Raw genomic sequence first — 18,698 nt, 5'->3', positions numbered from 1 at the left:
CTCAACGGTAGACAGTCAGCGCCATAGCGCCGAACAGACAGGTAAACAGACTCAGGCGCAGCAGCGCCGGGTGCCAGAAAAAGCGGTACAGGTCGAACCCCGAAAGGAACCGGTCCAGCGCCCAGGCCAGCGCCGCGGCGACAAAAAACATCAGGGTCATGGTCGGCATGTACACGCCGTGGAAAGCAATTTCACGAGGCATGGGCAAGTCCTTCGGGCTTGGCGACGGCATAGGCGGCGAGCGGTGATTGCGGGTCGAGCAACGAGGTGCGGATGAAGTGCAGGTAGCTCTTCACCCGACGCAGCGCGGAGGTGTCGAAGTGCGGCGCAAACGGCTCGTCGGTCGCGGCGACCCGGCTGATCGCGTGATCGACCGCCACCAGTGCGCGCTCCAGATTGCTCGGGTTCGGTTGCAGAAACAGCCGCACCAGCGCCCGGCCCATCACCCGAATGGCCTGGCGCCACGGCTGCGATTCGGCATACGCCGGGTGCACCGGGAGAATTGCCTGTTCCTTGCGCAACTCGATGATCGCGTGGCCGACTTCGAGCACCACGAACATCCAGCGCAACAGGTTTTTTTGTACCTTCGGCTGACCGGCAGCGAGGCCGTATGCCTGATGCAACAGATCGCGGGTACGACTCTCGAAACTCGACGCCAGCCCCTTGAGTTTGCCGCTGATGGCGTAGACCACCTGACCGCGCAGGTCCTGCTCCAGCCGCTTCCATAACCAGCGGCTGTTCGGCGGCAGAATGATTGCCCCCGCCGCCGCGCACACCAGCATGCCCATGACCATGGCGATGTAGTCGTTGATGAAGGTGTAAGGGTTGTAGACGGTCAGGTTGTCCGGCACGGAACCTGTGCTGAAGAAGATCAGCAACCCCAGGCCGACCCCGGCATATTGCGGCCGCGACGTGAGGAACGAACCGAGCACGATCACCGGTGCGAGCATCACGCACAACAGCGGAAAACCGTCGATCCACGGAAAGATGAAAAACATCTCGACGAAGCCGATCAGCGCCCCGAGGAACGTCCCGCAGGCCATCTGGAACGCCATGCGTTTCGGGTTCGGTGTGGCGGCGGACAAACCCACGGTGGCGGCGGCAATCAAGGTCATGGTCGCGCCGCTTGGCCACGCGGTGGCCACCCAATAGCTGCCCAGCACAATCAGGATGAACGAGGCGCGGATCCCCGAAGCCGCCGCGGCCCACCAGTTGGTTTGCGGGGTGAACGGCTCGTCCCAGCGCTCACGCTCGTGGCGGTGATCGGCCAGCGAGGCGTGGGTCTGTGCATAACTGTGCAAGTCATCGACGAAGCGATAGAGCAATTCGTAGGCGGTGTGGAAGTCCAGTTGCTCGGCTTCACTCGGAGCGGTTTCCTGGAAAATCCCGCGCAAGGTGCGCACGCGTGTCGGCAGGCCTTCCTTGTACGTCGCCAACGCCGTCGCCAAACGTGCCGCGTCGGGGCTGGTCAAGGCACGGCCACTGAAGCCGTCGAGCACTTCGGCCAGGTCCTGCAGGCCCGGTTTGATCGCGGCCACCACATGTTCTTCGCCATTGCCGCGCAGGCGCTCGAGCAACTGATGCAGGGCGTTGAAGCGTGTGGTGATGCCCATGAACTCGCTGTTCAAACGACTGAGGCGACCGTTGCGCCGACGCATGTGCGGGTCTTCGAACACGGTCACGCTGCGCAGCCCTTCCAGGCCTACGGCTTCGGCGATGAAGCGCACGTTGCTCGCTTCGAACGACTCGGCCTTGCTGCGCCCGCGCAGGCCATCGGTGACGAACAGCGCGAACACACCGAAGCGCTGATACAGCGCGTTGCGCATTGCTGCGCTGGCGGTTTGCGGCAGGATCGCGGCGCTGATCACGGTCGAGCAGAGAATCCCCAACGAGATTTCCAGCACCCGCCACACAGCGGCCATGAACGCACCGTCCGGATGCGCCAGCGCCGGCAGCCCGACCATCGCCGCGGTGTAGCCCGCCAGGACAAAACCGTAGGCGCGAAAGTTACGGCAGCGCGCCGCCCCCGCCGAACAGATGCCGACCCAGATTGCCAGCGAGCCCAGGAACAATTCGGTGTTCTGCGCGAACAGCGCGATCAGCGTGACCATCATCGCCGACCCGGCCAGAGTGCCGAGGAAGCGATAGAAGCTTTTGGCGAACACTTGGCCGCTCTGCGGCTGCATGACGATGAACACGGTGATCATCGCCGTGCGCGGCTGCGGCAGTTCCAGACGCATGGCCAGCCATAACGTCAGGAACGCGGCGAGCAAGACCTTGAAGATGTAGACCCAGGTCACGCCATCACTGCGCGCCCAGTCAAAGAAGCCACGGCGCCATTCCAGGGAGGAGAGCCAGCGTAGAAGTGCGGGCAAGGGAGTCATTTGGAATTGCTCGATAAATGAAGAAAAAGTCTGTGGATCACGCAATTTCTGTGGCGAGGGAGCTTGCTCCCGCTTGAGTGCGCAGCGCTCACAAGATTTTTGGGGCTGCTGCGCAGCCCAACGGGAGCAAGCTCCCTCGCCACAGGTTTGCGCATGCCGTCTGAATTGTGTTCACCGCAGCAGGGTCGGGGTTTTCGGGGCTGCTGTTTGCTCGGCTGTGGGCACGTCATTACCCGCCCCGAGGCCGCCGCCCAGCGCCGTCACCAGCGCGGCATGCGCACTCAAGCGCGCCGCCTGCACTTGCTGCTGCACTTGCTGTTGCTTGAACAGCAAGGTCTGCGCATTGAGCACGTTGAGGTAATCGGTGAGGCCGCGCTGATAGGCGATCATCGCGATGTCGTAGGTCTTCTGCGCGGTGGCCACCGACTCGGCAGCGAAGGCTTGCTGCTTGTCCATCGACTCGCGGCGGATCAACTGGTCGGAGATGTTCTTCAGCGCATTGACCAGCGTTTGGTTGTAATGCGCCACGGCGATGTCATACCCGGCGGACGCTTCGCCCAATTCGCTGCGCAAACGTCCACCGTCGAAGATCGGCAACGAGATCGCCGGGCCGACGTTGTAGTTGAGCTTCTTGCCAGTCAAAAACTCCAGCGCCCCGCCGCCGGTGGCCATGTAGCCAAGGCTGCCGACCAGATCGACGTTGGGATAAAACCCGGCATGCGCGACGTCGATGCCGCGTGCCTGCGCCGCCACTTGCCAGCGACTGGCAACCACGTCCGGGCGTTGACCGAGCAATTCGGCGGGCAATGCCGACGGCAGTTTCAACGCAGCACCCAGCGCCAAAGTCGGGCGCTGCAACTGCGCGCCGTCGCCCGGGCCTTTGCCCGCCAGCGCGGCGATCTGGTTACGGCTCAGGGCAATTTCTTCGTCGAGCGCATCCAGTTGCCGATGGGTTTCAGGCAACGGTGTTTCGGCCTGACTGACTTCGAAGTGCGTGCCGATCCCGCCATCCAGACGCTTCTGCGCCAGATCCAGAATCTGCTGTTGCTGCTTGAGGGTCGCGGCGACGATATCGCGCTGGGCGTAATGCAGCGACAGCTCGATGTAGGCGCGCACGATATTGTTCTGCAATTCCAGCTGCGCCAGCCGTGCTTCGGCGGCGCTCATGTGCGCCAGATCCACCGCGCGTTCGCTGGCATTGCTTTCGCGGCCCCAGAGGTCGAGGGCGTAGCTGAAACCCAGCGCGGCGTTGTTGTCCCAAGTGGTGGTGTTGGCCAGCTCGCCCGGGCCGTAGAACTGATCGGTCGGCCAGTTGTGGCGCTTGAGCGTCGACTCGCCATTGATCTGTAACGACTCGGCGGCCTCGGCGACACCGGCCAGCGCCTTGGCCTGACGCACCCGCGCCGCGGCCATGGCCATGCTCGGACTGCCCTGCACGGCAAGGTCGATCCAGCGATTGAGTTGCGGGTCGCCGTAGGCTTGCCACCATTGTGCGGTGGGCCAATTGGCGTCTTTGGCGGCGTGGGCAATCGCATCGTCGGTGGCCAGGGTATTGGCCTCCAGTGCCTTGCCCTGCGGGGCAATTCCTCCGGTACCGATGCAGCCGCCAAGACCCAAAGTAAAAGCCAGAACACTGAGCGGCAAAAGCGCTCTGTTGATGCGACGCGGCACAGCTGCGAATTCCTGAAAGAGGATAAGGCGGGACGTGTTCCCTTCTGTAGGAGCTGCCGAAGGCTGCGATCTTTGATCCTGATTCCCTTAAAACAGAATCAAAAGATCGCAGCCTTCGGCAGCTCCTACAGGGAACGGCGCAATTCTAGGGAACGCCCTGTTCGGCGATAAGCTGGGATTCCTGTGAATCTTTGTTACCGTTAACGAGATAATCCCTTGGTCGGGGGTCTCAGCCCCTGAAACTTCGTGTCACAATTTGCCATCTCCCTTGAGAGCACCCCATGGACACATTGCAAAACATGCGCGCCTTCAGTTGTGTGGCCGAAGCTGGCAGCTTCACCGCCGCCGCCGTGCAACTCGACACCACCACGGCCAACGTCTCGCGCGCGGTCTCCAACCTGGAAGCCCACCTGCAAACCCGCCTGCTCAATCGCACGACCCGGCGCATTGCCCTGACCGAGGCCGGCAAGCGCTACCTGCTGCGCTGCGAACAGATCCTGGCCTATGTCGAAGAAGCCGAAGCCGAGGCCAGCGAAGCCCACGCGCGCCCCGCCGGCCAACTGAAAGTGCACACCATGACCGGTATCGGTCAGCACTTCGTGATCGACGCCATCGCCCGCTACCGCAAGACCCACCCGGACGTGACCTTCGACCTGACCATGGCCAACCGCGTGCCGGACCTGCTCGACGAGGGCTACGATGTGTCCATCGTGCTGGCCAGCGAACTGCCGGACTCGGGCTTCGTCTCGCAACGCCTGGGCATCACCTACAGCATCGTCTGCGCCTCCCCGGCCTACGTGAAAGCCAACGGCTGCGCGCAAAAACCCAGCGACCTGCTGAACCACGCCTGCCTGCGCCTCGTCAGCCCGGTGATCCCCCTGGAAAAATGGGCCTTCAACGGCCCCGATGGCCAGGAAATGGTCACCATCAACAGCTCGCCGTTCCTGGTGAACTCCGCCGACGCCATGAAAGCCGCGATCATCAGCGGCATGGGCGTCGGCGTCCTGCCGGTCTACGCCGCCATCGAAGGCCTGCGCAACGGGACGCTGGTGCGGATGATGCCCAACTACCGCTCGCAGGAACTCAACCTGTACGCGATCTACCCGTCGCGGCAGTACCTGGATGCGAAGATCAAAACCTGGGTCGAGTATTTGCGCGGGTCACTGCCGGAGATATTGGCGGCGCACCAAGCGGAACTGGCGGCTTATGAGTTGAGTGGCAGCCTCGCCGGAGCCCGTGTCGCCAACTGATTTTCAACACATCGCTAAACCTGTAGGAGCTGCCGCAGGCTGCGATCTTTTGACTTTGATGTTTAAAAATCAAAAGATCGCAGCCTACGGCAGCTCCTACAGTAGCGGTGATTTGAAGGGAGTTTTCCGACAGGTTTTGACGGTTGTGGCTCGGAAGTTGGGTGGATAGGCTGGTTCGGTCGCTGACACATCAGCGACCGGGTCTGGAAAACCCGAAGGGTCAAAGCACATGACATAATGCCGCGCTTCTTCAGCGCCGGTGTTTCAGTTATGGCGGCTGTACGTGGGAGACCCTCGGGTCTGCCGGGTTTGATCCTTTGCCGGTTTTTCCAGCCTGCGTACAGCTGCCACCCACTTCGCCTGGAAACGAAAAGTGGCAGCTCCATTTCGTTAAAAGGATCTTTGCCATGATTAAGCCTTCACCCAATCCGCCCCAAGCCGAAAGCACCTCCCCCTACGAATCCCTCGATTCAAAAAAACTCCACGACGCCGCCGAACGTGCCCTCGACCACTACCTGAAACCTTCCGCCGCCGCTGTGAGATTCCACAAACCCAGCAGCATGTTCCAGGTCGCCCCCGACATGGACGACGAAAGCCTGCTGGTCCACGCCTGCGAATCACTGGCCCAAGCCAGCCTCATGACCAGCGACATCGCCGCGTACATCGACATCCCGCAGCGCCGGACGATACTGGCCATTCAGCAAATCATCATGCTCGCCGAACTGGCGGTGAATCGGGTGCTGGATAACCACGAAATCTCGCAATCTCCAACACACAACTAATCCCCTGTGGGAGCGAGCCTGCTCGCGAAGGCGCCAGCGCATTCAATATTTATGGTGCCTGCCCCACCGCATTCGCGAGCAGGCTCGCTCCCACAGGTAAATTGAGTGCATTCAGCCAGAACATGGTCGGCTGTCAGACCGCCATCGCTGGCAAGCCAGCTCCCACAGTTTTGATTTGTGCATACCCCACGCGGCGCAGCCGCCCCACTCAAAACAATGAGCGCAAGCTCGAGTACCGCTCTTGATCTCCCACAGGTCAATTGAGTGCATTCAGCCAGAACCTGGTCGGCTGTCAGGCCGCCATCGCTGGCAAGCCAGCTCCCACAGTTTTGATTTGTGCATGCCCCTTGCGGCAAAGCCGCCCCACTCAACAGGATGAGCGTTAGCTCGGCTGCAGCCCTTGATCTTGATCCACGGGCGACGTCGGAAGGCTGAGCGGAGGGATTGATCCGGGGGTGGGAGCGCAGCGACCGTTTGGCGCAGCCAAACACAGCGAGAGGAGGTGCAGCGAAGCAAACCGTAGGCGCTGCGCCCGGATCGATCCCGCAGCGAAGGGACCCCGAGCCCCAGCGAGCGGGCCGAACGCAGGAGCAAGCCTTTTTTTGCTTACTTTTTTGAGGCGTTTGTCAAAAAAGTGAGTCGCCGTAAGGGCGAAACCCTAAGTCGCCGTTACCAAAAAAACGGATAAACACCCAAAACCCCAAGAGCATGGTCGGCCCAGAGGCCGCCAAGACAAGCCAAACCCCACAAAGAAATGTTAGCGTGCTTGGTAATAAAGACAGCCGAGCCCAAGCCCAATGAAAAAAACAGTCCTGGCCTTCAGCCGCATCACCCCGCCCATGATCGAACGCCTCCAGCAAGAGTTCGACGTCATCGTCCCCAACCCGAAGAACGGTGACATCAACGCCCAGTTCAACGAAGCCCTGCCCCACGCCCACGGCCTGATCGGCGTCGGCCGCAAACTCGGCAAAGCCCAACTCGAAACCGCCACAAAACTCGAAGTGGTCTCCAGCGTCTCCGTCGGCTACGACAACTACGACCTCGACTACTTCAATGAACGCGGGATCATGCTCACCAACACCCCGGACGTGCTCACCGAAAGCACCGCCGACCTCGCCTTCGCCCTGATCATGAGCAGCGCCCGCCGCGTCGCCGAACTCGATGCCTGGACCAAGGCCGGCCAGTGGCAAGCCAGCGTCGGCGCGCCATTGTTCGGCTGCGACGTCCACGGCAAGACCCTGGGCATCGTCGGCATGGGCAACATCGGCGCCGCCGTCGCCCGCCGTGGCCACTTCGGCTTCGACATGCCGATTATCTACAGCGGCAACAGCCGCAAGCCCGAACTGGAACAACAACTCGGCGCACACTTTCGCAGCCTCGACCAGTTGCTCGCCGAAGCCGATTTCGTCTGCCTGGTGGTGCCGCTCAGCGACAAGACCCGCCACCTGATCAGCCATCGCGAACTGGGCCTGATGAAGCCGGGCGCGATCCTGGTCAACATCTCCCGTGGCCCGGTGGTCGACGAGCCGGCGCTGATCGAAGCGCTGCAGAACAATCGCATCCGTGGCGCCGGTCTGGACGTCTACGAAAAAGAACCGCTGGCCGAGTCCCCGCTGTTCCAGTTGAAAAATGCTGTGACATTGCCGCACATCGGCTCGGCCACCGGAGAAACCCGCGAAGCCATGGCCAATCGCGCGCTGGCCAACCTGCGCAGCGCCTTGATGGGCGAGCGTCCACAGGATCTGGTGAACCCGCAGGTCTGGCGCGGTTAAACAAAATCGGGCAAGTGCCAAAAGACACTTGCCCGACACGTTATGCACGCCCACATACTTTGCAATTCAACCCGACACCAAAACAATAGACCCCGCTATAAACTCTCCCGACATATCGAACCCTCGACAAATGTTATGGAGAACACACTTGAACGCTCTGACCATGGATAAAATTATCCGCTACAGCAAAGTCATACTGATGAGTTACTTCAGTTTTTTTGGCTTGCTGATGATGTTCAGCAATTTCACCGACTACGGTTCAAACTACGAATATGTCGCGCACGTCCTGAGCATGGACACGACCGAACACAACGCCAACCTGCGCTACCGTGCCATCACCTCGCCAATGCTGCACCACCGTATCTATTGGCTGATCATTACCCTGGAAGTCACTTTCAGCGCATTTTGCATGTTGGGTGTCTATCAATTACTCAAGAACATCAACGGCTCCAGCGAGGAATTCCATGAAGCCAAGAAGTTTTCGATCATTGGTCTTTTAATCGCTGTTTTCATCTACTACGTATGTTTTCAAGTTGTCGGTGTCGAATGGTTCGACATGGACACTTCAAAAATCTGGAACGCCAAGGATTGGGCCCGGCATATTGTCGACTTTATCTTGCCGCTGATGATTTACATCGTGATAAAAGTCGAGCGCTGAACATCAGCGCTCGCAGTGACAGGCTCAAGCCAACTTGCCTTGACGGGGCAAAGCCACGGCACGAGGTTTACGAAATACCAAGACGTTGCCAAGCATGACCAACACCAGGCCGAGCAGCGCCGGAGCAGTCCACTGGTAGCCTTCGGCAAACGCCGAAACGTTCAGCGCCACCACCGGGAACAACACTGTGCAATAGGCCGCGCGCTCCGGGCCCATGCGCCCGACCAGCGTCAGGTAGGCGGTGAAGCCGATCACCGAACCCGGGATCACCAGATACAACAGGGCGCCGACGTAACGCGGCGACCAGTCCATGTCGAACGCAATGCCTTTGACCAGGCACCACACTGACAACATCGCCGCGCCGTAGGCCATGCCCCAGGCATTGGTGGTCAACGGTTTCAGACCGGCCTTCTGTTGCAGACTCGACAGCATGTTGCCCGCCGAGAAACACAGCGTGCCGCACAGGGCCAACGCCAGACCGAGCAAGGTCTGCGGACTGGCTTGATGGCCGGACAGTTCCGGCCAGAACAACATTCCCAGACCGAACAAACCGAGCGCGCCCCCCATCAACACATTGCGCGCAATACGCTGGCCGAAGAACACCAGCGCATTGAGCGCGTTCCACAAGGTGGCGGTGGAAAACACCACCGCCACCAGACCGCTGGGAATCCACTGGCTGGCCGTCAGAAAGCACATGAAGTTGACGCAGAACAGGCACAACCCCTGCGCCACGCAGATCAAATGACCACGGCGATTCATCGGTTGCAGGCGCCGACTGAGCAGCAACAGCACGAACAGCACCAGCGCGGCGAGGCCGAAGCGATAGACGATCGACACCGGAATCGCCACCACCCCCAATTGCCATTTCAGGGCAATCCAGGTGGTGCCCCAGATCAGCACGGTCAGCAGATACAGCGAAAGGTTCATGACGAGACTCCTGAGGACACCAGACACTCTGTGGCGAGCGAGCTTGCTCGCGCCGGGCTGCGCAGCAGCCCCGTTCATGAGTGCTGCGCACTCGGCGGGAGCAAGCTGCCTCGCCACAGGGTTGTGTTGTATGGAGATTCAGGGTGCGGCAGCAACGATCGGGGCGCTTGCAGATTCTTGCGCTTTTGTCGCCCGACAGGCTGGCAGCGCGAAGGCTACGGAGTAGGATGCAAGGCGTTGGAGAGAACCGCACATGGCCGCTATTGATACCCTGCAAGTCTTTCAAGCCCTCAACCGCTCGCCGAACGCACGCCTTGTGCACAGCGCCGAGCTCGGTGACGGCTTGTCTGCGGCTCTGTGGACCAACCACCACGATGCCCAGGAATACGAAGCGCCGAGCCACCACACGCTGTCCTGCTACATCGCCGGTGGCACCGGCACCTTTCGGCGCGGGCAGCCGGGGCACAAGGGCGGGCCGGAAAAGCTGTGCATCCTGCCCGCCGATCATGAATCCGGCTGGGTGATCAACGGTGACATTCGCCTCGCTCACCTGTATTTCAGTGCCGAGCAATTTGCATTGGGCTGCGTCACCTTGCTCGATCGCGAGCCGCGAGAAATGCAGTTGCGCGAGCAGACGTTTCTCGAAGATCCGCAACAGGCACAGCGCTTTCGGCAATTGCTCACGCTGAACTGGGACGAGCCGGCCGAACGTTTGCTGACCAGCAGCCTCGCTCACGAATTGATCAGCCACACCCTGCTCAGCCAGGTCGGCGCGCGCCAGGGTTTGCGCCTCAAGGGCGGACTGGCGCCCCACCAGCGCCGGCAGCTGGTGGAGTTCATCGACAGTCAATTGGCCGAACCGATCAGCCTAGGGCAACTCGCCGGTCTGTGTGCGTTGTCGGAATACCACTTTGCGCGGATGTTTCGCGTGAGCTTCGGCTTGCCGCCGCATCAGTACGTGCTGGCGCGACGCATGAGCCGGGCGCGGGAGTTGTTGCGCTGCACCGCGTTGCCGCTGGGGGAAATTGCGCTGGCATGCGGGTTTGCCAGCGCCAGTCATTTCACCAACCGGTTTCGCCAGGTGTTGGGTGGGACGCCGGGCGAATATCGGCAGGCGTTTTTGCGTTAGAGCCAGATCAAAAGATCGCAGCCTTCGGCAGCTCCTACAGTAGGAATGCGTTTCCCCTGTAGGAGCTGCCGCAGGCTGCGATCTTTTGCTGTTTTCGGATCAGAACTCCAGCGTGCTGGAGAGCGAAATCTGCCGCGAATCGCCCATCGACACAAAGAACCGGCTCGCCGCCGAGGTGTAGTACGTGCGGTCGAACAGGTTCTTCACGTTGAGCTGGAACTTGACCTTCTGCCCTTCGAGTCGGGTGTCGTAAGTGGCGAACGCATCGGCCACGGTGTAGCTGGGCAGGTCGAAATCATTCACCGCGTTGCCCGCGCGCTCACCGACATACCGCGCCCCGGCGCCGACCCGCAGTTGATCGCCGCCGATCACGCTGCCGAAGTCATACACCGCTGACAATGAGCCGCTGTTTTTCGCCACGTTCTGCAGGCGATTGCCTTTGTAGTCCGGGTCTTCGGTGACCTCGGCATCGGTGTAGGCGTAGGCGCCGATCAGGCTCCAGCGATCGGTCAACTGCCCGGTCAGGTCCAGTTCCAGGCCTCGGGAACGCACTTCGCCAGCCGCGCTGTAGATGGTGGTCGGGCCTTCAGAATTGGAGACCAGCACGTTGCGCTTCTTGATGTCGAACAACGCGATATTGCCAGTGATGCGCCCCGGCATATCCAGACGCGCACCCAGTTCCCACGACTTGGCCTCTTCCGGCGCAATGCTGCCGTCGAGCACGGTGCTGCTGCCGCTGAGCGGGGCGATGGTCGAGTTGGGTTTGAACGATTCGGTGTAGCTGCCGTAGAACGATAATTCGTCGGTGTAGCGATACACCAGACCGGCGCGCGGCACGAACTTCTGCCCGTTGCTGTCGGTGTTGGCCTTGAACGGCACCCCCTTGCCGGCGTACTGGTCGTACTCCTGAAAGCGTCCACCGGCGACTAGAATCCATTGGTCATTGAGGTGAATGGAGTCCTGCAGAAACACCGAATCGCTGCGCAGCAGATCGGTCTGCGCGCTGTCCGCCGGGCTGACCGTGGTGCCTTCGACTTCACGGCCATACACCGGATTGACGTAGCTGAAAGTGCTCAGGCTTTTCTGGCGGATCAGGTCGGCGCGGTAGATTTTGCGGTACTCGTCGTCGACGCCGAACACCAGATCGTGTTGCATGCCCAGCAGGTTGACCTTGCCCTCAAGGCTGGCGGTGGTGAAGCGGTCGGTGCTGATCGCGCCTCGCGTGCCGTCCATGCTGCGGGTCAGCGTGCCTTTTTTGGTGTCGATGGCGGTCACGCGGACTTGGCTGGCGTCGTAGGTTTCGCGGTTCCAGCTGTAACCGAAGTGGGCTTTCCAGTCGTCGTTGAGTTCGTGGTCGGCCTCGAAATGGTAGAGGTCCGAGCGGCCTTCCATGTCGTTGAACGGCTCGTCCAGACGCTCGTTGCGCGAAATGTCCAGCGGATGGTTGGTGCGCGGATCGATCACCGTGCCCCGGTCGAACGGCGTGAGGAACTCGCGGTGTTCATAGCCGAACGACAGCTGGGTACGCTCGCCGAACCAGGCCAGCGAAGGCGCGATCAGCGTCTCGCGATGGGTGCCGTAGTTGCGCCAGTAATCTTCGTCTTCATGGTCCAGCACCAGCCGGTAGGCCAGCCCGGATTCACCCAGTGCCCCGGTGCTGTCGAAGGTGCCGCCGCTGCCATTCTTGCCGTCGCCGTAGCTCGAACCGCGCAGGGTCAGCGCGTTGTATTGGGTCAATTCCGGCTTTTTGCTCACCAGATTGACCACCCCGCCCGGGTCCTGAATGCCGTAGAGCAACGAGGCCGGGCCCTTGAGCACTTCGACCCGATCGACCGTCGCATTCATCCCGCGGCCCTGCACGATCGGCATGCCGTCGCGCATGATCGAGCCATTGCGGTTATCGCCGAAGCCGCGGGTCATCACCGAGTCCTGAGTGCTGCCCAAGGTGTTGCCCTGGGTGATGCCGCTGACGTTGGCCAGCGCATCGTCGAGATTGCGCGGGGTCTGATCGCGAATGACCTGGGCCGGAATCACGTTGACGGTCTGCGGGATTTCCTGCAGCGACGCCGAGGAGCGCATCACCGAACTGGTCTGCGGCGGCTGGTAGCTCATCGACTCGTCGCGGGTCGAGGTGATCGTGGTGGCGCCGAGGTTGAGCGCACCGGCGGTGGGCTGCGGTTCCAGCGCCAGGGTGTGGCTGTCGGTGCGGCGGAAGGTCATGCCCGAACCACTGAGCAGGCGTTGCAGCGCCTGTTCGGCGCTCATCTGGCCGCTGACGGCCGGGGCGTTGAGGCCGTACGGCGCTTCATCGGTGTAGACCACGCTCTGCCCGGTGACGCGGCTGAAATCGCTCAGGGCCTGGGGCAGCGGTTTGGCGCTCAGGGAGAAACTGAACTGTTTCTGTGTCGGGCTGCTGACGGTTTCAGCGGCCAGTGCCACACTCAGCGGCAACAGCGCCAATGCTGAAAAACTCAATGCCGAAACGCCCAACCACTGTTTGACCGAACCCGATTTTGCCCTGGACTTCATTGCTCAATGACCTGTGTAGAACCGCAACGGATGCGAATGACTCGCAGTTTCAGTCACTACACGGATGGGGCTGTGGTTTACCTCACCACAAATTTGAAAATATTTTTCGGGACGTGCGTTTTCGGTGCCGACGCCTTCGAGCAGGCTCGCTCCCACAGGCAATGCATTCCAAAGGTGGGAGCGAGCCTGCTCGCGAAAGGGCCGGCCCCCTCAGCGCAAAAGAATCAGATGCCCCAACACCTGACGCTGCTCAAACCCCATCACCCCTTGCAGCGAACTCAATACAGCCAGCGGATCCTTGCTCGGAAAACTGCCGCTGACCTTGCGTGCCGCCAGTTCATCGTTGAGCACCACAATCCGCCCTGGGTAATAGCGCCGCAAATCCTGCACCACATCGGCCAGCGACGCCTTGTAGTACGTCAGCCAGCCCTGTCGCCAGGCCAATTGTGCTTCGCTGTCCACGGCGTGCAGTTTTTCTGCGCGGCCTTGTCCGTAAGCCACTTGCTGGCCAGCCGTCAGAATCTGCTGTTGCGCATTGCGATCCGCCGTCACGCCAACGCGCCCGGACAACACCGTGACCTGCGCGCCCTGCGGTTGCAGACGCACTTCGAACTGCGTACCGAGGACCCGCGCCTGGCCTTTCTCGGCCTCGACCACAAAGGGGTCACCGGTGTGCGTCACACTGAAAAAACCAGCGCCGCGCCGCAACTGCACATGCCGCTCACCTCGACTGAAATCCACGGCAATAGCGCTGTCAGCGTCCAGCGTGACTTGCGAATTATCGGCCAGGGTCACCGTGCGGACTTCCCCCGGTGCCGAAACGTAATCGGCACCCAGATCATCGATCCAGCGCTGCGGCTGCCAACCCGTGCCAAGGCTGATCATCAGCATCAGACACGCGGCCATCGCCAGCGCGCCCGACCAGCGCAACAGCGGCGAGCGACGTGGACGCTCCATTGCATTGAGGTAGCCCTGCAACGCAAACGCGTCCTCATCGGCCAAGGTGCGCGCCGGACCTTCGCTCAACTCCCACACGACTTGCGCCTGTGCGTAGGCTTCGGCGTGGGCCGGGTCGGCGCGCAGCCACTGGCTGAAGGTCAGTTGATCGCCGGTGCTCGGGCGGTCGTGCAGCAGACTCAGCCAAGCGAGTGCGGCCTGTTCTTGAGCGGGCGTGGGGATGACGCGGTCGGTGGCTTTCACGGTGCTTTCCCTGGCAGGCGTGGCGCGGGTTCGCGCAGGCTGGCCTTGCAGGCCTCAAGGGCGCGCATCATATGTTTTTCCACGGCGCTTTGGGACAGGCCCATGGCTTTGGCGATGTCTGCGTATTTGCGGCCGTGGATGCGATTGAGCAAAAAGATCTGCCGAGTGCGCTCGGGCAAGGCGCGCAACGCCGCCTCGACATGGCGCAGATCATTGCCCGCTTCGAGCGCGGCTTGCGGTTCGCTGCCGTGGCTGTCCGGCGCATCCGGTTGCCAGCCCTCGTTGATCCGCACCCGCGTGCCTTCGCTGCGCAAATGATCGATGGCGATGTTGCCGGCGCAACGCAACAGGTAGGTGCTGAGTTCTTCGACCTGCACCAGCGGCCGCCGCCAGAACCGCAGGAACAGGTCCTGCACCAGATCCGCCGCCGTGGCCCGGCAACCAACGCGCCGGTTGACCAGCGCTTCCATCTGCGAGCGTTGCGAGAGGAACACCTGAAGAAAATGCGCACGCGCGCCATGAGGCTCGTCGTCGCGGGATTCCGGAGGATGACCGATCAGCATCTCAGCACCGCGCCCAGGCGGCGACCGGACTGGCCAGCAGGCTCAACCCGGCCAGTGCGATGGCCAGACGTGGGCGATAGGGCAGCAACAACACCAACGCCAAGGCGCTGAGCATGAGGACCGCAAACCAGTCGACCAGACCGAAACTCCAGCCGTTCGCCCCGACAGCTGCCCAAAGCGACAGCCCGAGCAACAGCCACCCGGCGAATTTCAGAACCCGTGCACGTCGGGCCGAGGGTTTGTTGCCGAGCAGCTCATCGTGGTGCCGTGGCATCGACAGACACAACGCGCTGAACCCGGCATAGCACAGCAACAACGCCAGCAACATCAGCTCACCTCCTGCTCAAGCGTGATCGGCCGCGGCTTTTCGCGGGGAGTTTTTTTCACGCTGACGGCGCTGCCGGCACGCTGCATTTTCCAGGCGGCCCAACCGAGGAACAGGCCTGCGCCCAGGCACGTCAGATCGAAACCCGCCAGCGTCCAGTCGCCTTGCGCCAGCGTTACGCCGAGACTCCATGGCGTGGCCAGATTGATCAGTGGCACCGCGATAAACAGCACGCCAGCCAGCCCCAGCTGTTCGACCCAGGCCGTTCGCCCCTTGCGCAGCAGCGCATGCACCACGCTCAAGGCCCAGGCGATAAAAAACGCATTCACTTCTTGATCGGCGCGCCCGGCCAGATCCGCCGGCAACAGGCGATTGGCCAAAAAGAACACCGCCACCGCCGCTGTCAGCCCGGCCATGCTGGCGATGTTCAGCACCTCCACCACACGCAATTCGACCGGCATCACGCCGCTTTTGGCATGTTTGAGCTGGCGCTTGCCGAGCCATATCACCAGCCCGGTGCCGATCATCGCGGTACTCGCCAGACCGCAGATGAAGTACAGCCAACGCAGGATCGGGCCGGCGAAATGACCGATGTGCAAACCGTAGAAATCACTGGCGATCGTCATCGGCAGCGGCTTGTCGGGCGTGGCGCCGAGCATCTGCCCGGTGACACCATTGAAGGTCAGGTTGCTGCCGTACTCATAGGCGATTCGGTCAGAACTCGCGCGCGACAGCTGCACCGTGGCATTGGCGTCGCCGGGGTTGATGACGCTGACCCGCGCCGTATGCCCCCCCGCCCACTGCTCGCTCGCCCGTACCAATAAGGGTGCAAGCAGCGGCAGCAAACTCGCTTGAGCGGCGCGTTGCGGGATTGGCGTTTCGGGAAACATGTCTTGGTAAAACGCCTCGCGATCAGTGCCGTAGGACGCCAGAATGCTGGCCGGCATGACCATCGCCATGAAAATCACCAGGCTGCTGTAAGTGATCATCAGATGAAACGGCAGCACCAGCACGCCGACCGCATTATGCCCGTCGAGCCATGAACGCTGGCCTTTGCGCGGGCGAAAGGTGAAGAAGTCCTTGAAGATTTTCTTGTGGGTGATGATGCCGGTGATCAGCGCAATGAACATTACCATCGCGGCCGTCGTCGCCAGCCAGCGGCCCCACGGATAAGGCATTTGCAGCTGGAAATGGAAGCGGTAGAAGAACTCGCCGCCCCGGCTGTCCCGGGCCTGTATTTCTGCACCGGTCTGCGCATCGAGTGTTTTTTGCGTGAAGCTTCCGCGCTTGCCGGCTTCGGCCGGTGTGTCTTGCCAGCGCACAGTCAACGCAGGATCACGGGCATTCGGCAGATCGATCAACCAACGCGAAGCAGCCGGCGCGTGCTGCTGCAGATAGCCTTGCGCCAGGCTCAGGCTGGTCGCTGATTCGATGGCGTGCACGGGAATTTCCGGCTGCATCCAGTGGCTGATTTCAGCCTTGAAATAGGCCAGCGTTCCGGTCAGGAAAATCGCAAACAGCAGCCAGCCAAACACCAGTCCCGTCCAGGTATGCAGCCAGGCCATCGACTGACGAAAGCCCTCCTTCATGCGTAGCCCAAACCCCGCGCGGCGCCGGATACCGTCGCCAGAATCACGCTGGGCACCAGCAGACCGACCCACGCCGACCATGCCGTGCGACAGGCGAAACACCAGAGCACCGCGACCAGATAAACCAGAAAGGAAATGGTCATGCCGGTCACCACCGCTTCGGCACGACTTAACGGTAGCCACAGCGTCAGGGCGACACTGGCCAGCGCCGCAACCAGATAGCCGCCGAACACCGCCGCCAGCACCCGCGAGGTGATGGCCAGACGATAGGACATGGGAAGTGAGGCGAGTTTGCCTTTCATGTTTCGACCCTGAAACGAAAAAACGTCCAGCCGATAAAGCCGAACCAACAGGCGAGCAATATTAATGATAAATATTCTCATACGCAAAAGCATCTGATTGCCGGGCAGCGCTACACACCCCTACAATGCGAACAGTTCTTGTTCTCTAACGCATCGATCATGCGCCCGGAGTAATACCCTTGTCGTCCGCCCATCCCGTCGAATCGCTCTACCACGACCACCACAGCTGGCTCACCGGCTGGTTGCGGCGCAGACTCGGCTGCCCGGACAGCGCCGCGGATCTGGCCCAGGACACCTTCATTCGCGTGCTCAGCGCCCGCGAACCTGCAGCGATCATCGAACCGCGCGCCTTTCTCACCACCCTTGCCAAACGCGTGCTGTTCAATCATTACCGTCGCCAGGACCTGGAACGCGCCTATCTCGAGACCCTGGCGCAGATGCCGGAAATGGTTGCGCCGTCGGAAGAAGACAAAGCGATCATCCTGCAAACCCTGATCGAGCTGGACCAGTTGCTCGATGGCTTGCCGCGCTTGGTCAAACGCGCCTTTTTGCTGGCGCAGGTCGATGGCCTGACTTATCCGCAAATCGCCGCCGAGCTGGGCATCTCCGTAGCTACGGTCAAACGTCACTTGCAAAAAGCCGCCCTGCGCTGCTATTTCGCCCTATGAACCGCGTCCCGGATTTCTCTGCACAAGTGGCCGAGCAGGCCGTGCACTGGTTGATGGAAATGCAGCAAGGGTCGCTCTCCCCGCGTCAGCAACAAGCCTGGCAGCAATGGCTGGACGCCCACAGCGAACACCGTCGCGCGTGGGAGCACATGCAGCGGGTCAACCAGCGCTTGCGCGGTGTATCTTCGCCATTGGCCCATGCCGCGTTGAACGGGCCGAAGTCCTCCAGCCGCCGTCAGGCGCTCAAATTGCTGCTGCTTCTCGGTGCCGGTTCCGCCGTCACCTGGGGCATGCGCGAGCACAATCCGCTGCCGACGCTGCTCGCCGATTACCGCAGCCCGTTGGGTCAGCGCCGCAAGGTGGCGCTGGGTGCGGGCAGCCAGTTGCAGCTCAATACCGCCAGTGCAGCGGACGTGGACAGCACGCAACGACTGATTCGTCTGCTGGAGGGCGAGATCCTCCTGAGCACCGCCCAAGCGTTCGAAGTGCGCACGGCGCAAGGGCTGTTGAAAACCGCTGCTGCCCGGCTCAACGTCCGGCAATTTGCCGATCGCACGCAGGTGGCGCTATTCGAAGGCCAGGTTGAATTGACCCGCCCCGGGCACGAGCCGGTGTGGCTGCCCATCGCCCGTCAGCTGAGCTTCAGCGCCACCTCGATCAGCGAAGCCAGGCCACTGGACGCCAACAGCGGCGCCTGGGCCGACGGCATGTTGATCGCCGCGCACATGCGCCTGGGCGACTTCCTTGAAGAGCTCGGGCGCTACCGGCGCGGCCAGTTGCATTGCGATGCGAAAGTGGCCGACTTGCTGATCTCCGGGACTTATCCACTGGATGACAGCGAGCGGATTCTGGATCTGCTGCAAATCAGTCTGCCGGTGAACGTGCGGCGGTTTACCCGCTATTGGGTGAGCGTCGAAGCGCGGGCTTAGAGGCAAAATCCAAAGATCGC

The 18,698-nt window shown here is 61.5% G+C and carries 17 protein-coding genes; 7 read left to right on the top strand and 10 right to left on the bottom strand.

The genetic code is table 11. The features are described from left to right. Position 1: 1 nt before the first annotated feature. The 3 genes from ACM6HV_RS25680 to ACM6HV_RS25670 all read right to left on the bottom strand — a co-directional run bounded on the left by ACM6HV_RS25680 (position 2) and on the right by ACM6HV_RS25670 (position 4,055). A complete protein-coding gene (locus ACM6HV_RS25680) occupies positions 2–202 on the bottom strand; it encodes a DUF1656 domain-containing protein (RefSeq protein ID WP_003221811.1) in 201 nt (66 codons plus the stop codon). Then, a complete protein-coding gene (locus tag ACM6HV_RS25675) occupies positions 192–2,384 on the bottom strand; it encodes an FUSC family protein (RefSeq protein WP_414905603.1) in 2,193 nt (730 codons plus the stop codon). The genes ACM6HV_RS25680 and ACM6HV_RS25675 overlap by 11 nt, the downstream gene beginning before the upstream one ends. Before the next feature lie 171 nt (positions 2,385–2,555). Next, positions 2,556–4,055, bottom strand: coding sequence for an efflux transporter outer membrane subunit (locus ACM6HV_RS25670; protein ID WP_414905602.1), 1,500 nt, complete (start codon positions 4,053–4,055; stop codon positions 2,556–2,558). Positions 4,056–4,336: 281 nt separating this feature from the next. On the opposite strand from ACM6HV_RS25670, the gene ACM6HV_RS25665 reads away from it, so the two are divergent. The 4 genes from ACM6HV_RS25665 (at position 4,337) to ACM6HV_RS25650 (ending at position 8,517) form a co-directional block, all read left to right on the top strand. Continuing rightward, the gene (locus ACM6HV_RS25665; protein ID WP_025112118.1) at positions 4,337–5,305 is read left to right on the top strand and encodes a LysR family transcriptional regulator; all 969 of its coding nucleotides are present in this window, start codon (positions 4,337–4,339) and stop codon (positions 5,303–5,305) included. A 407-nt stretch (positions 5,306–5,712) separates the two neighbouring features. Continuing rightward, positions 5,713–6,087, top strand: a complete 375-nt coding sequence (locus tag ACM6HV_RS25660) for a DUF6124 family protein (protein WP_414905601.1) — start codon at positions 5,713–5,715, stop codon at positions 6,085–6,087. Between the two features lie 797 nt (positions 6,088–6,884). Beyond that, the gene (locus ACM6HV_RS25655) at positions 6,885–7,859 is read left to right on the top strand and encodes a 2-hydroxyacid dehydrogenase (RefSeq protein WP_414905600.1); all 975 of its coding nucleotides are present in this window, start codon (positions 6,885–6,887) and stop codon (positions 7,857–7,859) included. 148 nt (positions 7,860–8,007) lie between these two features. Next, positions 8,008–8,517 carry a DUF2165 family protein gene (locus tag ACM6HV_RS25650; RefSeq protein ID WP_222016459.1) on the top strand — a complete coding sequence of 170 codons (510 nt, stop codon included), beginning with the start codon at positions 8,008–8,010 and terminating at the stop codon, positions 8,515–8,517. A gap of 24 nt (positions 8,518–8,541) precedes the next feature. Here the strand turns inward: ACM6HV_RS25650 and ACM6HV_RS25645 are convergent, their stop codons facing one another. Further along, positions 8,542–9,444, bottom strand: coding sequence for a DMT family transporter (locus tag ACM6HV_RS25645; protein WP_414905599.1), 903 nt, complete (start codon positions 9,442–9,444; stop codon positions 8,542–8,544). Positions 9,445–9,697: 253 nt separating this feature from the next. Between ACM6HV_RS25645 and ACM6HV_RS25640 the strand changes: the two genes are divergently transcribed. After that, a complete protein-coding gene (locus ACM6HV_RS25640; RefSeq protein WP_414905598.1) occupies positions 9,698–10,573 on the top strand; it encodes a helix-turn-helix domain-containing protein in 876 nt (291 codons plus the stop codon). Positions 10,574–10,672: 99 nt separating this feature from the next. Here the strand turns inward: ACM6HV_RS25640 and ACM6HV_RS25635 are convergent, their stop codons facing one another. The 6 genes from ACM6HV_RS25635 to ACM6HV_RS25610 all read right to left on the bottom strand — a co-directional run bounded on the left by ACM6HV_RS25635 (position 10,673) and on the right by ACM6HV_RS25610 (position 17,081). Continuing rightward, positions 10,673–13,102: a TonB-dependent siderophore receptor gene (locus ACM6HV_RS25635; protein WP_414905597.1), complete on the bottom strand. Its 2,430-nt coding sequence runs from the start codon at positions 13,100–13,102 to the stop codon at positions 10,673–10,675. A gap of 210 nt (positions 13,103–13,312) precedes the next feature. Continuing rightward, complete coding sequence (locus ACM6HV_RS25630) at positions 13,313–14,302, bottom strand: FecR family protein (protein ID WP_414905596.1); 990 nt, start codon at positions 14,300–14,302, stop codon at positions 13,313–13,315. Then, positions 14,299–14,865 (bottom strand): RNA polymerase sigma factor, encoded by a 567-nt coding sequence (locus ACM6HV_RS25625; RefSeq protein WP_041073983.1) that lies wholly within the window; start codon positions 14,863–14,865, stop codon positions 14,299–14,301. The genes ACM6HV_RS25630 and ACM6HV_RS25625 overlap by 4 nt, the downstream gene beginning before the upstream one ends. 1 nt (position 14,866) lies before the next feature. Continuing rightward, entirely contained in the window at positions 14,867–15,193 is a 327-nt protein-coding gene (locus ACM6HV_RS25620; protein ID WP_414905595.1) for a DUF3325 domain-containing protein, read from the bottom strand. Next, complete coding sequence (locus ACM6HV_RS25615; RefSeq protein ID WP_414905594.1) at positions 15,193–16,779, bottom strand: PepSY-associated TM helix domain-containing protein; 1,587 nt, start codon at positions 16,777–16,779, stop codon at positions 15,193–15,195. The genes ACM6HV_RS25620 and ACM6HV_RS25615 overlap by 1 nt, the downstream gene beginning before the upstream one ends. Further along, on the bottom strand, positions 16,776–17,081 hold the full coding sequence (locus ACM6HV_RS25610; protein WP_041073980.1) for a DUF3649 domain-containing protein: 306 nt from the start codon (positions 17,079–17,081) through the stop codon (positions 16,776–16,778). The genes ACM6HV_RS25615 and ACM6HV_RS25610 overlap by 4 nt, the downstream gene beginning before the upstream one ends. 179 nt (positions 17,082–17,260) lie before the next feature. Here ACM6HV_RS25610 and ACM6HV_RS25605 point away from each other — a divergent pair, with 179 nt between their 5' ends. Together ACM6HV_RS25605 and ACM6HV_RS25600 are read left to right on the top strand one after the other, a co-directional pair. Next, positions 17,261–17,749: a sigma-70 family RNA polymerase sigma factor gene (locus ACM6HV_RS25605; RefSeq protein WP_086793825.1), complete on the top strand. Its 489-nt coding sequence runs from the start codon at positions 17,261–17,263 to the stop codon at positions 17,747–17,749. After that, positions 17,746–18,678, top strand: a complete 933-nt coding sequence (locus ACM6HV_RS25600) for a DUF4880 domain-containing protein (protein WP_414905593.1) — start codon at positions 17,746–17,748, stop codon at positions 18,676–18,678. Before ACM6HV_RS25605 ends, ACM6HV_RS25600 begins: the two co-directional genes overlap by 4 nt. The last annotated feature ends 20 nt before the right edge of the window (positions 18,679–18,698 follow it).

It is taken from the genome of Pseudomonas sp. IT-P260 (assembly GCF_949768395.1).
In the GTDB taxonomy this organism is placed as follows: Bacteria; Pseudomonadota; Gammaproteobacteria; order Pseudomonadales; family Pseudomonadaceae; genus Aquipseudomonas; species Aquipseudomonas parakoreensis.
Note: the sequence above shows the minus strand (reverse complement) of the source record. Positions and strands in the feature narration are given on the sequence as shown.

Coding starts and splice junctions, on each gene's coding strand:
- ACM6HV_RS25680 (WP_003221811.1), bottom strand. CDS start 202: ATGCCTCGTGAAATTGCTTTCCACGGCGTGTACATGCCGACCATGACC.
- ACM6HV_RS25675 (WP_414905603.1), bottom strand. CDS start 2,384: ATGACTCCCTTGCCCGCACTTCTACGCTGGCTCTCCTCCCTGGAATGG.
- ACM6HV_RS25665 (WP_025112118.1), top strand. CDS start 4,337: ATGGACACATTGCAAAACATGCGCGCCTTCAGTTGTGTGGCCGAAGCT.
- ACM6HV_RS25660 (WP_414905601.1), top strand. CDS start 5,713: ATGATTAAGCCTTCACCCAATCCGCCCCAAGCCGAAAGCACCTCCCCC.
- ACM6HV_RS25655 (WP_414905600.1), top strand. CDS start 6,885: ATGAAAAAAACAGTCCTGGCCTTCAGCCGCATCACCCCGCCCATGATC.
- ACM6HV_RS25645 (WP_414905599.1), bottom strand. CDS start 9,444: ATGAACCTTTCGCTGTATCTGCTGACCGTGCTGATCTGGGGCACCACC.
- ACM6HV_RS25640 (WP_414905598.1), top strand. CDS start 9,698: ATGGCCGCTATTGATACCCTGCAAGTCTTTCAAGCCCTCAACCGCTCG.
- ACM6HV_RS25635 (WP_414905597.1), bottom strand. CDS start 13,102: ATGAAGTCCAGGGCAAAATCGGGTTCGGTCAAACAGTGGTTGGGCGTT.
- ACM6HV_RS25625 (WP_041073983.1), bottom strand. CDS start 14,865: ATGCTGATCGGTCATCCTCCGGAATCCCGCGACGACGAGCCTCATGGC.
- ACM6HV_RS25620 (WP_414905595.1), bottom strand. CDS start 15,193: ATGTTGCTGGCGTTGTTGCTGTGCTATGCCGGGTTCAGCGCGTTGTGT.
- ACM6HV_RS25615 (WP_414905594.1), bottom strand. CDS start 16,779: ATGAAGGAGGGCTTTCGTCAGTCGATGGCCTGGCTGCATACCTGGACG.
- ACM6HV_RS25610 (WP_041073980.1), bottom strand. CDS start 17,081: ATGAAAGGCAAACTCGCCTCACTTCCCATGTCCTATCGTCTGGCCATC.
- ACM6HV_RS25600 (WP_414905593.1), top strand. CDS start 17,746: ATGAACCGCGTCCCGGATTTCTCTGCACAAGTGGCCGAGCAGGCCGTG.